This window comes from Vibrio sp. J502, assembly GCF_025397955.1.
Taxonomy (GTDB): Bacteria; Pseudomonadota; Gammaproteobacteria; order Enterobacterales; family Vibrionaceae; genus Vibrio; species Vibrio anguillarum.
Genome location: NZ_CP104554.1, coordinates 1951449 through 1969298, shown reverse-complemented (window position 1 = coordinate 1969298; position 17850 = coordinate 1951449). Strand labels below are relative to the sequence as shown.

The following is a 17850-nucleotide window of genomic DNA, read 5'->3' as shown; positions in this document are numbered from 1 at the left end:
AAATAATCTCCACTGCAATGATAATTCATAACGAATATTTTTTTCAAACTAAATAAAATTTTTTTTTGAAAATGGTGAGACAAGGCGTAACAGGGCAGAACAAAGGGAAAAATATGAAAACCATTAACAAGATTACTATCGGATTACTTACTTTGAGTATCGCTGCTTCTGTGAACGCGGCGACGACTTTAAAGATGGGTATGCAAGCCTCTGTGGGGTCTGTGGAGTATTACTCTGCAAAGATGCTCGCTGATACGTTAGAAGAAATGAGCCAAGGAGAGATCAAACTTGCTTTGTATCCAAGCGCCCAGCTTGGTGATGATCGTGCCATGCTTCAGCAATTGACGCTGGGGGATCTCGATATGACTTATGCTGAGTTTGGTCGCATGGGTCTTTGGATCCCACGAGCAGAAGCGGTCATGCTCCCTTATGTTGCGAAAGATTTTTACCATTTACGCCGTATGTTTGACTCTGATTTCGGATTAGGTATTCGTGAAGAGATGTTGACTAAGTTTAACTGGCGAGCGCTGGATACTTGGTATAACGGTACGCGTGAAACAACTTCTAACCGCCCACTTAACTCAATTGAAGACTTTAAAGGTCTGAAATTGCGTGTACCTAATGCAAAACCTAATCTGAACTATGCGAAGCTTTCCGGAGCGTCACCGACGCCTATGGCTTTCTCAGAAGTTTACCTAGCACTTCAAACTAACGCTGTAGATGGACAAGAAAATCCCCTACCAACGATCAAAACAATGAAGTTCTACGAAGTGCAAAAGAACTTGGCGATGACAAACCATATAGTGAACGACCAGATGGTAATTATTGCCGATGCAACTTGGCAGAAACTGTCTGACGAAGAGAAAGAACTGGTTCAAAAAGCTGTGAAGAAAGCGGGTGATGCGCATACTGCATCTGTGAAAAAGCAAGAAGAAGAACTGGTTTCATTCTTCCAAAGCGAAGGTGTAACCGTGACTTACCCAGATCTGGCTCCGTTCCGTGAAGCGATGCAACCCCTTTACAAAGAGTTTGAAAGCAAAATTGGCCAACCTATCGTTGAGAAACTTGCTGCAATGTAAATGGATTGATTAGTCTATGTCTCAATGTTTTAGCTGGCCTTGTTTGGCCAGCTATGGAGTTCAAGATGTTACGTAAGATTGTCAATAATATAGAAGAAATTATCACAGTACCTTTGATGGCCTCTCTGCTAGTTGTATTAACTTGGCAGATCGGTACTCGCTGGTTGCTGAATGATCCTTCCTTATGGAGTGAAGAGCTCGCTAGAGTTCTCTTTATGTATATGTCGTTAGTCGGGTGCGCAATCGCCATCAAGCGAAGTTCACACGTAAACATTACTTTCTTTTCAGACAAACTACCTGAGAAAGTGCGGTTGTGTCTGGTTTTATCATTGGAACTTGCCGTTCTAGTTTCTATTGCTGCCATCATTTACCTTGGGTATCAGCATGTTCAAAGAAATGCTTTCTTTGAATTGATTACTCTTGGGGTTTCAATCAGTTGGATGAACTACAGTCTGCCATTAGGTGGTGTGTTTATGGTGTTCAGACAACTGGAAAAAATATTCCATATTTTTAAAGAGTTGTGTGGTTGTGCAAAACCTGCATCGATGAATGACTCGCAAATCGCTGAGAGGTAGTGACTATGGTTGGTTCAATTTTTGGCTGGCTAGCTCTGCTATTTGCAGGTATGCCCGTTGGTTTCTCGTTAATTTTTGTCGCTCTTGTATTTTTAGTATTAACCAATAGCACAGGTATTAACTTTGCTGCTCAGCAGATGATCGGTGGTATCGATAACTTCACTTTATTAGCGGTTCCTTTTTTTGTGTTAACCGGACACCTAATGAACAGTGCTGGTATTACGGAACGTATTTTTAATTTCGCTAAGTCTCTTGTTGGTCATATTACGGGTAGTTTGGGCCACGTAAATATTATGGCGAGCTTGTTATTTTCAGGTATGTCCGGCTCAGCATTAGCTGATGCTGGTGGTTTAGGACAACTTGAGATTAAGTCAATGCGTGATGCAAAGTATGACGACGATTTTGCCGGTGGTTTGACGGCTGCATCTTGTATTATTGGTCCTTTAGTTCCCCCTTCAGTTCCTTTGGTTATTTACGGTGTTGTGTCAAATACATCCATCGGCGCCTTATTTTTAGCGGGTGCTATTCCGGGTCTTTTGTGTTGTGTCGCGTTGATGGTAATGAGTTACTTCATCTGTAAAAAGCGTGGGTACATGACGCTGCCAAAAGCGACTCGTCGTGAACAGCTAAAATCTTTTAAAGAAGCATTCTTGTCACTCTTAACGCCTGTGATCATCATCGGTGGTATTTTTTCTGGCAAGTTTACTCCAACAGAAGCCGCGGTAGTGTCATCTCTATATGCTTTATTCTTGGGTCTAGTGGTATATAAACAACTTACTCTAAGCAGCTTGGTCGACATTTTAAAAGAGACGGTAAACACTACGGCAGTTGTAGCGTTAATGGTTATGGGTGTAACCGTATTTGGTTGGATCGTTGCACGTGAGCAGTTGCCACAAATGCTTGCAGATTACTTCTTAACAATCAGCGATAACCCGTTGGTATTGTTACTACTAATCAACTTATTGTTGTTGTTCTTAGGTACCTTTATTGAGTCATTAGCCTTACTTCTACTCTTGGTTCCGTTCTTGGTTCCAGTGGCTGCAGCTGTAGGTATTGACCCGGTTCACTTTGGCGTTATGGCAATTCTTAACCTAATGATTGGCATCCTAACACCGCCTATGGGCATGGCTCTCTATGTTGTTTCACGTGTTGGTGACATTCCATTCCATACATTAACTAGAGGTGTAATGCCGTTGCTAGTGCCTTTGTTTATTGTTTTGGCTCTTGTTGCAATTTTCCCACAATTCACCCTACTACTACCTCAAATGTTCTTAGGTTATGGACAGTAGTTTGGCGACTGAAAATTAAATTATTAAGGTAAATGAAATGAAAAAATTAACAGGCCTGATTGCTGCTCCGCATACTCCATTTACAGTGGACAACAAGGTTAACTTTGGTGCGATTGATCAAATTGCTGAGTTACTAATTTCTCAAGGTGTTAAAGGTGCTTACATATGTGGTACCACGGGAGAAGGAATCCACTGTTCTGTTGAAGAGCGAAAAGCGATTGCTGAACGTTGGGTAAAAGCTGCGGACGGTAAACTGGATTTGGTTTTACACACTGGTGCTTTAAGCATTGTTGACTCAATCAACTTAACTGAACACGCGGAAACTCTCGATATTTTGGCAACATCTGCGATTGGCCCTTGTTTCTTTAGACCAGGAAGCGTTGACGATTTGGTAGAATATTGCGCGCAAATTGCTGCGGCAGCGCCTTCTAAAGGCTTCTACTACTATCATTCAGGAATGTCAGGTGTAAATCTGGACCTAGAGCAGTTCTTAATCAAAGGTGAGCAACGTATTCCGAATTTGTCCGGTGCGAAGTTCAACAATTCTGATTTGTACGAGTACCAACGTTGCGTTCGTGTTTCTAACGGAAAGTTTGATGTGCCATTTGGTGTTGATGAGTTTCTCCCTGCAGGCTTAGCCGTTGGTGCTGTGGGTGCAGTAGGTAGTACTTACAACTACGCTGCGCCTTTATATCTCAAAATCATTGAAGCCTTTAATCAGGGTAAACATGATGAAGTCGCTTCTCTAATGGATAAAGTGATTGCTATCATTCGTGTCCTTGTTGAATATGGTGGCGTTGCGGCGGGTAAAGTTGCTATGCAACTGCATGGTATTGATGCGGGGAATCCTCGTCAGCCAATCCGCTCTTTAACGGATAAACAGAAAGCAGATGTTATTGCGAAAATGAAAGATGCGGGATTTATATCGTTATCTTGATTCTCATCAATGAGGGGAGCGATGCTCCCTTCATATTTAAGAATCTAGAAACAAATCATTGAGATAGTGTATTAATAGATTCAGGTCTTTGATACTTTATCAGTAGCCAAAATATTGTTAAGGATGCCCCGTGAATTTGCCTAAAAACTTACTGGTTCGGTTGCGATCAAATATTGAGCCGTTAAGTAAAAAACTAAGATTGGTTGCCGACTATGTGATGGAAAACGCACATGATGTTCAGTACCAAACCATTACTGATTTAGCGCGAAATACAAAAACGAGTGAAGCGACGGTTCTGCGTCTCTGTCGAGATATGGGGTACAAAGGCTATTCAGATTTTAGAATGGCATTGGCAGTTGATTTAAGTCAGGCAGCAAACAACTCTCAACCTAAAATTGATGGTGATATATGTGATGTATCAGCACAAAGCGCAGTAGAAAGTCTCCTTGATACAGCAAAGCTAATCGACAGAAAATCATTGAAACGTATTTGTGAACTTATCCATAAAGCTCAGTTTATTGGCTGTGTAGGTGTTGGTGCATCTAGCATAGTTGGACGTTACCTTGCTTACCGTCTCGTTCGAATCGGCAAAAAAGCGATTATGTATGAGGATACCCATCTTGCCTCAATGAGTGCTGGACAGAGTGTTGTAGGGGATGCATGGTTTGCGATATCGAGCTCAGGTTCTACAAAAGAGGTAGTTCATGCGGCAACACAGGCTCATCAACGCGGTGTTCCAGTCGTATCTCTCACGAATATTAGCCATAGCCCACTTTCTTCTATTTCTGATGAAATGTTAGTGGCTGCAAGGCCTGAAGGCCCTCTCACTGGCGGTGCATTTTCTTCCAAAGTCGGTGCATTGTTACTTGTTGATGTTTTGATTAACACACTTTTAGATGTTTATCCTGAATACTCGGCATCTGTATTTGGTACTGCGGAAGTGGTTTTACCTTTAATGGATAGCTAGCGGTTACTAAAGACGTTTTAAACCCATCAATACATCGATGGGTTTTTTTAGCAATATCAATGAAATTATTCTTTATTAATAATTTTTTTATAAAATAAATCTTCAAAAATACACCTGAAATATAAATGATCACGTTGCTCACAGAACATCTGTTTAGAGCATGGATAGCAATAAAAATAAGGACAAATCAATGAACATGAAAACGCTGCTCATCTATACACCTTTGCTTGTTGTAACCACCTTTAGTCATGCTACATCAGACAATCAATGGCCTGACTTACACGCTGGATTTAAAGATGGGATTGGTGTACAAGTCGGAACAAAAATCTATGTAGGGCTTGGTTCTTTGGGGAAAGACTTTTACGCGCTTGATTTAAAAGCGCTATCCCAAGGATGGCAAAAGGTTGCTGATTTTACTGGTGCTGCTCGAAGTGGAGCGACAGCATCTGTGGTGGGGGATGATATTTATCTCTTTGGTGGTTCTGGCAAAGCGGAGCCGTCTGAACCATCGCCCATTTTGTTTGATTCGGTATATCGCTACGATACCAAGAAAGATTCATGGGAAAAAATGAACACTACCTCGCCTGTAGGACTTCTTGGTGCTTCTTCTTATTCGCCAGACAATAAACAGATCCTCTTCTTTGGTGGTTATAACAAAGCCTATTTTGATCGCTATCAGCGTGACACATCAACCACTGACAAGCAAGTAAACCCTGAATTATGGCAACGTATTGTTGATGATTATATGGGAATGAAGCCTACGGATTATAAATGGAACCGAAACGTCATTAGTTATTTGCCTGAAAAACAAGAGTGGCGTGATTTAGGTATGTCTCCATATCTCCCTAATTGTGGTAGCGCAACCGTTATTGAAGGGAACAAAGTGACTCTCATCAGTGGTGAGATAAAGCCGGGTTTACGCACCGCTGAAGTTAAGCAATATGAGTTTGGAATGGATCAACCGTGGCAAAATTTATTGCCCTTACCTGCACCTCAAACGAGCAATATCCAAGAAGGTGTTGCAGGTGCGTTTTCTGGTAAGACAAATGGAGTGACAGTGGTTGCTGGCGGAGCGAATTTCCATGGTGCAAAACAAGCATTTGAAAGCGGAAAAATGTTCGCCCATGAAGGGCTATCTAAGGCCTTTAATGATGATATCTATGTAGAAAAAGATGGCATTTGGTCAACGGTAAATCCACTTCCTGAAGGCTTAGCATATGGCGCTTCATTTACCACATCAGAGGGAGTTTTAATTGTCGGCGGAGAAAAAAGTAGTAAAGAAATAAGTTATAAGGTTTATATGTTGGTTTGGAATGGCTCTAATGCTGAAGTGATAGATTAATTAAGGAGAGTATTATGGCGATCTTATTTAAATTACTCCCTGAGCTTCCAGTAGGAATTAAACACGGAGTAGGTGGAATTATAGGTCACAAATTATATGCAGGGCTTGGTAGTTCTGGAAATGCTTTTTTTGTTTTAGACCTAAAAGATATGAATAGTGGTTGGAAGTCGGCTGCTGACTTTCCAGGAATTGCTCGAAATGATGCCACCTATACAGTCTGTGGTAACAAGCTTTATGTTTTTTCAGGTGCAGGGATAGAGGGTAATAACAGCTTTCCAACTGTTTTAATGGATGGTTATGTATTTGATAGTCAAATCAATCAATGGACTCGGTTAGAGAGAACACTTCCTACCAGCTTTCTTGGTGCATCTTGTTGTAGTATATCACCGACTGAAGTCATTTTTTTCGGAGGGTATGATAAGGATACTTTTAATAATTTCCTTTCTGATATCTCAATAATTGATGTAACAAAAGAGCCTAACAAACATAAAGAGCTTATTACTAGATTTATGTCTCAACCAATAGATAACTATAATTGGAATAGAAAGATTTGGTCATTCACACCATGTAATGAACACTGGTCTGTTCTTGGTGAAAACCCATTTAAGCCTAATTGTGGTTCTGGAATAATTCATAAAAACAATGTTGTAACTTTGATTGAAGGGGAACTGAAGCCTGGTCTTAGAAGTCTGGAGACTAAGCGCTACTTTTTTAAAGAAGGAAAACTGGAATATTCTGAGAGTTGTGCATCTATTGTTGATATAAGTAAAAGTCATGAGGGTCTAGCTGGGCATTTTCTCGGTGAAATTGACAATAATATAATTGTTATTGGCGGAGCATATTTTCTTGGTAGTCAAGACGCTTTTATAAAAGGAAATATATATGCCCATAATGGCCTCATTAAACACTTTAGTTCGAATGTTTGGGTTTTTGATGGTAAAGCCTGGGAGAATAAAGACCAATTAGATGCAGGTATTGCGTATGGCGTTTCTGCTTCAAATGGAAAAGCTATGTATGTTTTAGGGGGAGAGAATTCTAATGGTGATGCAATAACAACATGCTTATCATTATCAATGAATTGATTTTCCATAATTATGCGCCTCGCTATTAGCAAGATTAATGAATATATCAAATGTTTCAATTGAAGTTTATTACGAAGGGGATAATATTTATGCTTTCTTGGACTCTAGCTGACGCCAAAGAATAAAAGGGTGCTAGAAATCCTAGCACCCAGGTAAACACGTTATAGGGGGAGTTTACCAAATTACATAAAAGTTAAAGTTTCCCTTCACTGCCACACATATGAATCTTATCCATCACGACTTGTTTCATCGCTGCTTTACCTGGAGTGATATATTTCCGTGGATCATTCGCATCCGGATGCTCAGCAAAATGCTGCTTAACAGCATTTGAGAAGGCGATTTTCAGTTCAGTTGCAACGTTGACTTTGCACACACCTAAGTCAATACAGCGGCGAACCATCTCATCAGGCACGCCTGAAGCACCATGTAAAACAAGCGGAATATCAACCACTGAACGGATCTTGTCCAGACGGTCAAAATCAAGTTTTGGTTCTGCTTTGTACAGGCCGTGGGCTGTCCCAATTGCCACTGCTAATGAGTCAATCCCAGTACGACGCACAAACTCTGCTGCCGATGCAGGATCTGTCATTAGCGCATTGGCACTATCGACGATCAGGTCATCTTCTTGCCCCCCCAAACGACCCAGCTCAGCTTCAACACTCGCGTCAAAGCGGTTGCAGTATTGAACTACGGAACGTACGATTTCTATGTTTTGGTCGAAGGCATGATGAGAGCCATCGATCATCACAGAGCGAATGCCGTGATCCACCTTAGTGCGGATATCCTGCAGATCTTCATGGTGATCAAGGTGCAAAACGAGTGGGATTGAGTGTTTATGCGCAGCTTCTTTACAGATACTAATTAGATAATCGGTACCTGCATAATCGTAAGTGCCAGGTGTGCCAGCAAGGATCACGGGAGAGCCCATCTCTGATGCTGTCTCGACGATAACCTGTACCGTTTCTAAGTTATGGATATTGAACGCAGGAACTGCATAGCCACCGAGTTGAGCACGTTTTAGCATTTCACGAGAAGATATTAGATACATAAAGCCTCCTGACTTGGTACGGGTTTAGTTTCGAATACAAGACGTCCGTTAACCCAAGTTTTTGTAATTGAGAAATCTGATTGAATCGCCACCATAGAAGCGCGTTTACCCATTTCTAAAGTGCCTAATTGATGTTGTAAGCCTAATGATTCAGCTGGGGTCAAAGACGCCATCAGCCACGCTTGCTCAAGTGGAATGTTGAGCCAGCGCTTAATGTTTTGTACTGCCGTTAGCAAGGTCAGTGTGCTACCAGCTAGACTGCCAGAATCTGTTGTGACGACCCCATCTCGCATTTGCACTTGGTATTCGCCGAGGGTGTACTCACCATCTGGCATGCCCGCTGCACACATCGCATCGGTAATTAATGTCATGCGAGTGCCACAGCAACGGTGAGCGACGTCGATGGCCGCAGGGTGAACATGACGGCCGTCGGCGATCATCTCTACATAACTGTTAGGATTAAGAAGTCCGGCACCAACCACGCCCGGATCGCGGTGATGCAAACCACGCATACCGTTGTAGCAATGGACGATGCCACATGCCCCTGCATCGAGAGCCTTCTGAACTTGATCGTAACTGGCATCAGTGTGTCCAAGCATCACTCGCACGCCTTGTTCATTGAGGTAGCGGATAGCCTTCAAAGCCCCCGTCTTTTCGGGAGCCAGAGCGACCTTAAGTAACTGGTTATCGCTATAAGAAATCCAGTCATCAAGCTCTTCAACTGATAAATCTCGAAACCATACTGTAGGGTGTGCGCCACGATTTTTCTCTGTAAAATATGGCCCTTCTAAATACGCCCCAAGAAGCTCAGCACCGTCAACGCCCTGCTGCTTACTTTTCGCAACTTGTTTTAGCGCACATCGAATCTTTGCCACTGGCGCTGTCACGGTTGTAGCAACAAAGGCTGTAACGCCAAGACTTGCAAAGTAACGTGACATAGTATTTAGACTATTATGGTTGGCATCCATGACGTCGCAGCCCTTTGCCCCGTGGACATGACTGTCAATCATGCCAGGGAGCAAACTCACTGCGCCCAAATCTATAAAATCTACATGCTGCTGAGGTTCGAATTGCTCAATAACATCAATAACTCCGTCAACATTAACGGTAATTAAGGCATCGTTAAGCCATTTATCACCATGTAATATTCGCTGAGCACGATAGCTCTGCTTCACATTAGTGTGTTGTTCAGATTCCATCTTCTTCTACCGTATCCGCGATTAGCGCTCTTTGTTCTATTTCCGCAGCCAATGAAGTGATTCCTCTATACCCACATTCAACAGCTTGCTTGCGAAACTCGACCAGACTGAGTTCATCTCGTTCAAGTAACATTTCCGCTGCCATCTGCATATTGGTTCCCGTTACCACTTCAATATCGTCTCTTTCCTGACTCAGAAGTGATGCGGTACGAAATGGCGTACCTCCCAGCAAATCAGTCAGGAAAACAATACCTTCGCCAGAATCTATTTCTTCTATCGCCTCTCGAATCGCTTTTTCAAGCTGTGGTGTGGTTGCCTCTTCCGGGAAGTCGATAAACTTAAACTGAGGCTGTTCGCCAATGACTTGGAACACTGCTTTTGCTAGGCCTGAAGCGAAGCCACCGTGACCAGATAAAATTACTGCAATCATTTCAATTACCCTTATTGAGGCTGATTACTCAGCCCCGTTTATTCTGTGGATACAAGTGTTATAGGAAGCCCATAAAGCGACCAACAACACCCAGAGCGACAGTCAGGCCAATCAGTTTGAGTGGACTCCAGCCTCGCTTAACCAAGGCGTACATTGCCAGGGTGTAAACAAGAGGTAAGAATGCAGGCATCAGTTTGTCGATGACGTCTGCTTGCAGTTTTACCACCGCGTCACCCGCGGTGATTTCCGCTGTTGTTGACAGGCGAACATAGGTCGCAACTAACGCGCCGATGACAGTCATACCGACCATTGAAGCAGCGTGACCTACCTTCTTTGTGTTGGCTTTGATCACTGGGATAGCAGCAACACCCATACGGTAGGCGTAATGTGCCAGACCAAAACGAAGACCAAAGTGCACTACGTTAAACAGTACGATAAAGAACACAGCCCCCATGATTGAGCCTTGTAATGCAAGGTCAGCACCGATACCACCACAGATAGGGAGTAGGGTTAGCCAGAACATCGCATCACCGATACCACCCATGGGTGCACCAACTGCAATCTTGGTACTTTGGATACTGTTGATGTTCTGTTTTGAACGTTCCATCGCCAGTACTATACCCATAACGAATGTCACCAAGAATGGGTGGGTATTGAAGAAGCCCATGTGACCTTGCATTGCCTTAGATAGGTCCGCTTTATTAGTGTGAATCTTTTTCAGTGCAGGGAGTAAGCCATATAGCCAGCCCGAAGCCTGCATACGTTCGTAGTTGAAAGATGCTTGGAGCAGTAGTGAGCGCCATGCCATGCGGTTAATGTCCGCTTTGGTTAGCTCTGCGCCAATTTCCTTGTTTTCATATTCATCTTGAGCCACACCTGGAGCGGGTTGCACATCAGCGTTTTGGCTACGGAGGTCGAGTTCGTTGCTTACATTAGATTCCATCATCAAAGTCCTCAGCGGGTGCAGTTACTGGTGTTGGTTCGGTTTTGCGCATAAAGTCGATGATTGCCATAGCCGTTGCAACAGCAGCAATCGCTAGGATTGGTAGTTGTAGCCATGCGGCTGCAACAAAACCAAGAATGAAGTACGGGATGTAGGAATTTTTCATCATGATCTTCATCAGAACAGCAAAACCGATGGCAGGCATGATGCCACCCGCGACACCTAAGCCGTCGATAAGATCTTTCGGTAGGATTTCAACCATCTTTCCTGCGTGTTCAGCTCCAAGGTAGACTGGTAAGAATGCGCATAAAAAGTAGAAAGTACCCAGTACAGCTAATGCCATGTAGTTAACGCGTTCAATACCATTGGTATCTGCATCTTGCGCGTACTCATCACACTTAGACATGACCGCTGACATTGCCGAGAAGAGTAGAGTGATACCCATTTGCACAGCGACCGCAAAAGGTACCGCGACACCAACCGCGACATTAGGCTCAACTTTTGTGGTGATAGCGAAAGCCGTACCGACGATGGTACCGATGATGACGTTTGGTGGCTGAGCGCCTGCAAGCGGTGCAAGACCCATCCAAATCAGTTCTAGCGTACCACCGACTAAGATACCGGTTTGCAAGTCGCCTAAAATTAGACCGACAAGCGGCCCAAGTACTACAGGGCGGTGGAAGTGAGTGAGACCGTTGAATAAATCTAGGCCAGCAAAGAAGGCTAAGATGCCGAGCATCAACGCCTGTAAGAGTCCTATTTCCATGGTTGGTGTCCTTATTATTAGATAAGAGTAAAGAGGTCTGTGGCACTTTCAGTGGGTACACCTTGCATGGTGCATTTCACTCCTAGTGCTTTTAGTTTTTCAAATTCCGCCACGTCTTCAGTTCCGACTGAAACCGTTTTGGCAATTTGTTTTTTCCCTTCTACGTAGTGCATGTTCCCTACGTTGATATTGCTAATGGGTACGCCACCTTCGACCAATTGGCGGAAGTCTTTTGGTGTGCGGCATACAAGAAGAATTCGTTGACGATCAGACGCTTTATGGATGGTGTCGATGGCCTTTTTCACGTTCCAGAAACGGATGGCAATGCCATCTGCCAGCACCATTTCCATCAGGTTTTGTTGAATGGTGTCTTCAGCCACTTCGTCATTGACGACGACCACAATATTTGCATCAGCAAAACCGACCCACTGCACGCCGACTTGGCCATGAACTAAACGCTCATCAATGCGACTTAATACGATATTTGGCATGATTAATTCCTTCTAAAATTCGTTAGTTGTTCAATGGGTAAATGGTGACGCCTTGTACGACGCGGTTTACTTCACCAGTCGGACATGGGTTGTCAGGGCCAAAACCCAGCTGGAGTGATTTTTCAAACGCCAAAATTTGACAGAACAGTACGTAAGGGAAGCAGAGCCATTGATCGCCAAAACCCAATTGGCCAAGTTCAAAGACATCCTCTTCATTGAGTGCGCTTTCTGACATCGCGATGTGAGCTAGTGTTTGTTTGTCGCGACGGATTTCATTGAACAGGTCTAAATCGTACTGACGGGTGTACTCGTCGCTAGAAAATAGTTGGATCACCAGCGCGTTATCGTTGATGCTGAACTTAGGTCCGTGGCGGAAACCCAGCGAAGAATCAAAGGTGGTCATCACTTTGCCAGCGCTCAATTCCAGTGATTTCAATGACGCTTCGCGAGCAAGGCCAGCAAAACCGCCGCTGCCAAGTACAATTAAACGATCATAAGGCTGCTGAGCTATTTGTTTGATGGCTTGCGGCCACTGTTGCAGTTTGTTGTCACATAAGTGGGCTGTGGCTTCGATTCGCTCACGCCATTGTGCAGGCGTTTGATCGCTAAATAGGGTGAATGCCGACATCAACATACAGGTGAAGCTTGACGTCATGGCAAAACTGTTATCGTTTGAGCCTTCAGGCATCAGTAAGCAGTAAGCGTTATCGGCACTTTCGGCATAACGAGCCAATGCGCCTTCGCCATTACAGGTTAAAAAGAGGTGGTGGCAATCAGGAATAAGCTGGTCAACTAACGCTACAGCGGCGACGCTTTCTGGGCTGTTACCAGAACGAGCAAAGGAAACCAATAGTGTTGGTCGGCTGCTATCGAGATACTGTTCTGGATTCGAGACAATATCCGTGGTTGGAATCGATTCGACTTGGAAGCGTAATCCAGCCTGAATAAACGGAACCGCAGCGTCTCCTACGAAAGCAGACGTACCCGCACCTGTTAAAATGATTCGCAGATTAGGTTGAGCTAGCCGTGGATTTAAGAAAGCACTGACGGCATCATATTGCTGCTCTAAAATATCAGCTAATGCACGCCATAGACGCGGCTGGTGGCTAATTTCTTTTGCGGTATGAATGCCATTATGTTGCTCTAGCCATGGCTGTTCGTAGCTTAGAAATAGGTTCATTACATCGTCTCCTTGCAAACTACTACATTGGAATAACAGGCTGCGGAATAGACCTCAGTCACTTCCATGATCTTGTGAATTACAATGTCAGCGGGATGGTTTCTAATTTGTTGTTGAGAAATGGCCTTAGCCTGATTTGGCAGATATTGGCTAAGGATCGTGACTGGCAACGGACTGGCAGTTAGGTTGTCAAATAAAGCCTGCTGCGCCACTTTCACTTCTGGATGAGTCCAGTAGTAGCGAATGCGATCGCTTAAGCTGTAGCTACAATCAAGAAATTGCTGGTGGCCTTTGCTGGCGTAGTGTGAACGCCAGTAGTTAGGTTGTTCGCGCATCACTTGCTCGATGGTGTCTCGCAGGTGTGAGGCATGGTGCGTCCCTAACCACTCTTTTTCCGCTCGGTCGAGTCCATATAACGCTTCTCGCAGGGCAAACGTTAAAGCTGGGCCAACTTTTAAAATCGCAAAGTGATCACGTACAAGTTGGTGGTAAGCCTGTGGGTTTTGGTAGTCAGTGGAATGTGCTTCAAAGACGAGGTTCGGCTGGTTGTCAATCATACGGCTGAGTGATTGGGCTTTTCCACTCTCGTAGTGGTGCACGTTGTGATGGTCAAATTCAACGCCCGGTTGCACCACAAGACCAATGACGCGTGGCCATACATAGCCAAGGCCTAAGTCGCTAAAAGCTTGGTGATGAGCATCCAATGTCGCAAGCGCCTGCTCAGGCTTAGTCACTTCAATGCACTCTTCCTGCAACGATTCAAGCGCGCCGCCCGGAGTGGGTACTTCCGTTCCGACTACATAAACAGGTGCTTCACCGCCAACGCTTTTCCAAGCCCGTTCCGCAACCACACACAGCTGTGCGGCACGCTCTGCCATGAGTTCTTCAGTAAGAGGCAACTGGTCATCAGCACATGGCATAGAGCAGTCGAGGTGAATTTTCTTAAAACCAGCACAAACGTAGTCATAAATCATCTGAGCTGAATATTCCATTGCCTGGCTTGCAGACAGGTTTTGCCAACAGTTTGGGCCAAGGTGATCACCACCCAACACCACTTTATCCGCTGGGAAATTGAGACGTTCAGCTAAAGAGAGTACATGGCTGGAAAAATCTTGCGGTGTCATTCCTGTATAGCCACCAAACTGATTTACCTGATTAGATGTTGCTTCTATTAGCACCAGTTGTTGAGCTTGTGCCGCTTGTTTAATCGCAGCTTCAAGAACTAGCGGGTGCGCTGAGCAAACAGAGTAAATACCCGTTGATTGGCCTTGCTTATGCTGTTCAATTAGAGAAAGTAACGCTTTCATTTTTATTCCTAGTTAATTGTTTGATCGGCAATAATCACTTCAACACCCATCTCAATAAGCGCTCGGTGCGTTGCATGGGGAATATTGATATCGGTTACCAATACATCGATTTGGTTTGCTGCGCGGATCATGCAAAAGCTTTTGCGGCCAAATTTGCTTGAGTCCGTAACCGCAATAACTTGGCGAGCGACTTCGCACATAGCTCGGTTGACTTGTGCTTCTTGAGTGTCCGGTGTAGTCACGCCAGCCTGTAGATCAAATCCGTCCACACCCAGAAACAGTTTGTCAAAAAGGTAGGAGCGAATTTGCTGTTCCCCATGATTTCCCGTTAGTGAACATGACGCGCGGCGAAGGCTGCCACCAACCACATGGAGATCGATATTCTCTAACTTGCTAAGTTGGTAAGCGGTGTTGAGCGCATTGGTCATAACAACGAGCTGCTGCTTGTTAGTTAAATACTGAGGCATGAGACCGATAGTGGTACCTGAGTCCAAGATCACCGCCTCACCATCATTGATGAGTTCGGCTGCGGCTTGCGCGATGGACTGCTTGGCACTTCGATTGAGTTGATCTTTGCGATAAAGAGGCTGATCAAATGCAAAGTTTGGATTGAGAGTTGCTCCACCATAACAACGGAATACACAACCTTCTTTCTCGAGCAAGTTCAGGTCATGGCGAATAGTTACGGCAGAAACATTGTACTGTTCTGCAAACTCGTCCACTTTTCCTGAACCATGGTTGCATATATATGCCAAGATTTGCTGTCTTCGTTCTGCACTGGTCATCTACCAATTCCTCTTTCGTTACATTTCATTTTCTGTATGAAATGTTTCGATTTCCTTTTGATTGGTATTAAAGCAGGACGGGTTGAGGAAAAGTGAAAGCTAGATCACAGTCAGTTTTCTTTCGTTTTAAGCCTAAAAAACCTTTCGATTGACAAGGAGTGAAAGGTTAAACTTTCACTCCTTAACGAAATTTGCACTTTGCAAGTACCATGAAAGCTGACTTTCACTATTTAATAACTGAAAGAAGCAATGAATTTGCCTCAATTGATTAGGTTTCAAAATGGAACCTGCTTGAGATCACAAACTGGAACAACAATGAATTTTTATAACGCAATAACAGATAAACCAGCCGAGGTTTGGCTGGGTCAAAAAGCTACTTTATAAGCTCTAAAATGGCTTTGTGAGGGGGATAATAAGAAACTAGATTATGCGACGATTCGAACATCAACACCCAATGCTGTAAGGTGTTCAACGTAGCTTTGAGGGATACCGCTATCAGTAATTAATATGTTTAGCTGTTCTGGACGGGCAATCAAACAAAAGCTTTGATGGTCAAACTTAGACGAATCTGTTACCGCAATGACGGTTTGAGCAGCCTCTAACATTTTCCGGTTAATATCAGCCTCACCTTGATGAGGTGTCGTAATTCCTGCCAATTTATCAAACCCATCAACTCCCAAGAACACCTTATTGAACCGATAGCCAATGACTAAGTCTTCTCCACCGACACCATGAACTGAGTAGGAATTTTTGCGCATCGTGCCACCAGTCACCATAACAGTGACATTGGTTTTATTGGCAAGGTGATAGGCGATATTGATACCGTTGGTCATGACAACAAGGTCATGCTTAGCGTCAAGATGGTAAGCAATCTGCTCGGTCGTCGATCCTGAGTCAAGAATGACTTTATCGCCATCAGCAATAAGAGATGCAGCGTATTCCCCGAGCTTAGCTTTGATACTACTGTTGAGCTGCTTCTTATCATTCAATGGACGCTCAAAAGCAAACTGATTATTTAGCAGTGCACCCCCATAGCATCTTTTTACACAGCCTTGTTTTTCAAGATAATTGAGATCATTGCGAATCGTAACCTCTGAAACATTATAAAGTTCAGAAAAATGGTTAACTTCGCCTTTCTGGTGATTTTGAATGTAGTGAAGAATCTCTTCACGTCTTTGGGCTGTGGTGGTCATATGGAAATACTCCGACAAGTAAACATTTTACTCTAACTAATTTCTGCAGAGGACCGAAACAAGTGCCTTAATTCATGGTGTAACGCAGTGTCCCTCTAAGATAGGTAATTAGACTCTTCGTTTGTCTCAATGCATTCATCTTTAACTCAATCCCAACCAAAGTGGTTTTCGTATTCAGGGTATTGAATAATGGTTCCTCACGTCTCGCCATTCTCTGAAATCCTTAAGACATCGTCAATCTCGACACCGAGGTGTTCAATCTTGCTTTCGATCTTAACATTGAAGAGCGAATCTAGTGAGCGAAGGGAATGCAGTGCAGTTTATTACGCTCACTAACCTTTCTGTAAAATAAGGTGGTGTTTGATTGAAAACTAGTCCTCAGTAGGTGAATTTGGCGATAATGATTGACATAACTTTGTTCATCGACAATCACGCTTGTACTTGAGTAAGCTGAAGTGATAGCTGACGGTTGGTATGAGTAATGACGAGGATACTATGTGAATCTTGCTTTTTTGAATATTTATGCGTTCTAACAATGGGGGAGCCAGCGTTACGTTTAAATAAATATTATGCTACTGATTTTGTATGTGGGGTTAACTCCGACTGATAAATGTCCAAAAGTGTTTTAGATGGGAAGCTTATGTACAGAAGCAAAAAAAGAATGGGGAGCAACACGCTCCCCATTGTCATTTTTACCGTTGCTGGTGGTATTACTTTTCTGTGATGGCTTCACAGCCTTCAGGAACTGTGATGGTCGATATGTCCTTACCTTCCTGTTGCGCCGCTTTCACATCCATTTTGTATTGAGTGCATTTGCCGATACAGCTCTTTGGCATCACGACTACCTTGCATCGGTAGCCAGCCACGATAGGCCACAAAGAACTGTCCAACCCGAAAATCAAAGTCTAAGTTGCGCTCTAGTTCTGGGTAGTAGTTCCCCATATAAGCAAAGTCGGTGATGTGCTCAATGCTCCATTCTCCTGTCGAGGTTTGGCAAATCGCCATCTCAACCGGATGGAAGCCGCCTTCATCCGCGCTGTATGTTTTATCGCGAAAGTTAAACACCAGATAACGGCTGGTGGTCAGTGCATCATTACTCAGCAAATGAGCGGTGAGTTGCTCACTTAACAGCTTATGCAGTTTCTTTGACACAGGTAGTGTGGATGCCGTAAAGATTAATTTGGACATAGTGAGCCCTCCTTGTTTCAGGATTCAAATAAGAAATACAGAGTGAGAA

The 17850-nt window shown here is 43.8% G+C and carries 18 protein-coding genes; 7 read left to right on the top strand and 11 right to left on the bottom strand.

All coding sequences use genetic code 11. The features are described from left to right. The first annotated feature begins 113 nt into the window (after positions 1-113). The 7 genes from N5E84_RS09085 (at position 114) to N5E84_RS09055 (ending at position 7271) form a co-directional block, all read left to right on the top strand. Positions 114-1079 carry a sialic acid TRAP transporter substrate-binding protein SiaP gene (locus N5E84_RS09085; protein WP_019281732.1) on the top strand — a complete coding sequence of 322 codons (966 nt, stop codon included), beginning with the start codon at positions 114-116 and terminating at the stop codon, positions 1077-1079. A gap of 65 nt (positions 1080-1144) precedes the next feature. Beyond that, positions 1145-1654 carry a TRAP transporter small permease gene (locus N5E84_RS09080; RefSeq protein WP_019281733.1) on the top strand — a complete coding sequence of 170 codons (510 nt, stop codon included), beginning with the start codon at positions 1145-1147 and terminating at the stop codon, positions 1652-1654. 5 nt (positions 1655-1659) lie between these two features. Then, positions 1660-2943 carry a sialic acid TRAP transporter large permease SiaM gene (gene siaM / locus N5E84_RS09075; protein WP_020327936.1) on the top strand — a complete coding sequence of 428 codons (1284 nt, stop codon included), beginning with the start codon at positions 1660-1662 and terminating at the stop codon, positions 2941-2943. A gap of 37 nt (positions 2944-2980) precedes the next feature. After that, positions 2981-3880: a dihydrodipicolinate synthase family protein gene (locus N5E84_RS09070; protein ID WP_019281734.1), complete on the top strand. Its 900-nt coding sequence runs from the start codon at positions 2981-2983 to the stop codon at positions 3878-3880. A gap of 130 nt (positions 3881-4010) precedes the next feature. Then, positions 4011-4847, top strand: a complete 837-nt coding sequence (locus N5E84_RS09065; RefSeq protein ID WP_019281735.1) for a MurR/RpiR family transcriptional regulator — start codon at positions 4011-4013, stop codon at positions 4845-4847. Between the two features lie 190 nt (positions 4848-5037). Then, complete coding sequence (locus tag N5E84_RS09060; protein ID WP_019281736.1) at positions 5038-6189, top strand: N-acetylneuraminate epimerase; 1152 nt, start codon at positions 5038-5040, stop codon at positions 6187-6189. A 14-nt stretch (positions 6190-6203) separates the two neighbouring features. Beyond that, complete coding sequence (locus N5E84_RS09055; RefSeq protein WP_019281737.1) at positions 6204-7271, top strand: YjhT family mutarotase; 1068 nt, start codon at positions 6204-6206, stop codon at positions 7269-7271. A gap of 193 nt (positions 7272-7464) precedes the next feature. On the opposite strand, the gene N5E84_RS09050 is transcribed toward N5E84_RS09055, so the two are convergent. The 11 genes from N5E84_RS09050 to N5E84_RS09000 all read right to left on the bottom strand — a co-directional run bounded on the left by N5E84_RS09050 (position 7465) and on the right by N5E84_RS09000 (position 17801). Next, positions 7465-8319, bottom strand: a complete 855-nt coding sequence (locus tag N5E84_RS09050; protein WP_088720988.1) for a tagatose bisphosphate family class II aldolase — start codon at positions 8317-8319, stop codon at positions 7465-7467. Then, positions 8310-9518: an N-acetylglucosamine-6-phosphate deacetylase gene (gene nagA, locus N5E84_RS09045; protein ID WP_019282482.1), complete on the bottom strand. Its 1209-nt coding sequence runs from the start codon at positions 9516-9518 to the stop codon at positions 8310-8312. Before nagA ends, N5E84_RS09050 begins: the two co-directional genes overlap by 10 nt. Continuing rightward, positions 9508-9948 carry a PTS galactosamine/N-acetylgalactosamine transporter subunit IIA gene (agaF, locus tag N5E84_RS09040; protein ID WP_019282483.1) on the bottom strand — a complete coding sequence of 147 codons (441 nt, stop codon included), beginning with the start codon at positions 9946-9948 and terminating at the stop codon, positions 9508-9510. The genes nagA and agaF overlap by 11 nt, the downstream gene beginning before the upstream one ends. 58 nt (positions 9949-10006) lie before the next feature. Continuing rightward, complete coding sequence (agaE, locus tag N5E84_RS09035; RefSeq protein WP_019282484.1) at positions 10007-10891, bottom strand: PTS N-acetylgalactosamine transporter subunit IID; 885 nt, start codon at positions 10889-10891, stop codon at positions 10007-10009. After that, positions 10881-11657, bottom strand: a complete 777-nt coding sequence (agaW, locus tag N5E84_RS09030) for a PTS N-acetylgalactosamine transporter subunit IIC (protein ID WP_019282485.1) — start codon at positions 11655-11657, stop codon at positions 10881-10883. The genes agaE and agaW overlap by 11 nt, the downstream gene beginning before the upstream one ends. A 17-nt stretch (positions 11658-11674) precedes the next feature. Further along, entirely contained in the window at positions 11675-12148 is a 474-nt protein-coding gene (agaV, locus tag N5E84_RS09025) for a PTS N-acetylgalactosamine transporter subunit IIB (protein WP_019282486.1), read from the bottom strand. Positions 12149-12170: 22 nt separating this feature from the next. Continuing rightward, entirely contained in the window at positions 12171-13328 is a 1158-nt protein-coding gene (locus N5E84_RS09020; RefSeq protein ID WP_019282487.1) for an SIS domain-containing protein, read from the bottom strand. Next, entirely contained in the window at positions 13328-14635 is a 1308-nt protein-coding gene (locus N5E84_RS09015; RefSeq protein ID WP_019282488.1) for a D-tagatose-bisphosphate aldolase, class II, non-catalytic subunit, read from the bottom strand. Before N5E84_RS09015 ends, N5E84_RS09020 begins: the two co-directional genes overlap by 1 nt. Positions 14636-14643: 8 nt before the next feature. Continuing rightward, the gene (gene agaR, locus N5E84_RS09010) at positions 14644-15420 is read right to left on the bottom strand and encodes a transcriptional repressor AgaR (RefSeq protein WP_019282489.1); all 777 of its coding nucleotides are present in this window, start codon (positions 15418-15420) and stop codon (positions 14644-14646) included. 425 nt (positions 15421-15845) lie between these two features. Continuing rightward, the gene (agaR, locus tag N5E84_RS09005) at positions 15846-16613 is read right to left on the bottom strand and encodes a transcriptional repressor AgaR (RefSeq protein ID WP_019282490.1); all 768 of its coding nucleotides are present in this window, start codon (positions 16611-16613) and stop codon (positions 15846-15848) included. Positions 16614-17378: 765 nt separating this feature from the next. After that, positions 17379-17801, bottom strand: a complete 423-nt coding sequence (locus N5E84_RS09000; RefSeq protein ID WP_019282493.1) for a DUF2787 family protein — start codon at positions 17799-17801, stop codon at positions 17379-17381. Positions 17802-17850: the final 49 nt, after the last annotated feature.

Coding starts and splice junctions, on each gene's coding strand:
- agaE (WP_019282484.1), bottom strand. CDS start 10,891: ATGGAATCTAATGTAAGCAACGAACTCGACCTCCGTAGCCAAAACGCT.
- agaR (WP_019282489.1), bottom strand. CDS start 15,420: ATGACCAGTGCAGAACGAAGACAGCAAATCTTGGCATATATATGCAAC.
- N5E84_RS09020 (WP_019282487.1), bottom strand. CDS start 13,328: ATGAACCTATTTCTAAGCTACGAACAGCCATGGCTAGAGCAACATAAT.
- N5E84_RS09070 (WP_019281734.1), top strand. CDS start 2,981: ATGAAAAAATTAACAGGCCTGATTGCTGCTCCGCATACTCCATTTACA.
- N5E84_RS09060 (WP_019281736.1), top strand. CDS start 5,038: ATGAACATGAAAACGCTGCTCATCTATACACCTTTGCTTGTTGTAACC.
- N5E84_RS09015 (WP_019282488.1), bottom strand. CDS start 14,635: ATGAAAGCGTTACTTTCTCTAATTGAACAGCATAAGCAAGGCCAATCA.
- N5E84_RS09080 (WP_019281733.1), top strand. CDS start 1,145: ATGTTACGTAAGATTGTCAATAATATAGAAGAAATTATCACAGTACCT.
- nagA (WP_019282482.1), bottom strand. CDS start 9,518: ATGGAATCTGAACAACACACTAATGTGAAGCAGAGCTATCGTGCTCAG.
- agaW (WP_019282485.1), bottom strand. CDS start 11,657: ATGGAAATAGGACTCTTACAGGCGTTGATGCTCGGCATCTTAGCCTTC.
- agaF (WP_019282483.1), bottom strand. CDS start 9,948: ATGATTGCAGTAATTTTATCTGGTCACGGTGGCTTCGCTTCAGGCCTA.
- siaM (WP_020327936.1), top strand. CDS start 1,660: ATGGTTGGTTCAATTTTTGGCTGGCTAGCTCTGCTATTTGCAGGTATG.
- N5E84_RS09055 (WP_019281737.1), top strand. CDS start 6,204: ATGGCGATCTTATTTAAATTACTCCCTGAGCTTCCAGTAGGAATTAAA.
- agaV (WP_019282486.1), bottom strand. CDS start 12,148: ATGCCAAATATCGTATTAAGTCGCATTGATGAGCGTTTAGTTCATGGC.
- N5E84_RS09050 (WP_088720988.1), bottom strand. CDS start 8,319: ATGTATCTAATATCTTCTCGTGAAATGCTAAAACGTGCTCAACTCGGT.
- N5E84_RS09085 (WP_019281732.1), top strand. CDS start 114: ATGAAAACCATTAACAAGATTACTATCGGATTACTTACTTTGAGTATC.
- N5E84_RS09000 (WP_019282493.1), bottom strand. CDS start 17,801: ATGTCCAAATTAATCTTTACGGCATCCACACTACCTGTGTCAAAGAAA.
- agaR (WP_019282490.1), bottom strand. CDS start 16,613: ATGACCACCACAGCCCAAAGACGTGAAGAGATTCTTCACTACATTCAA.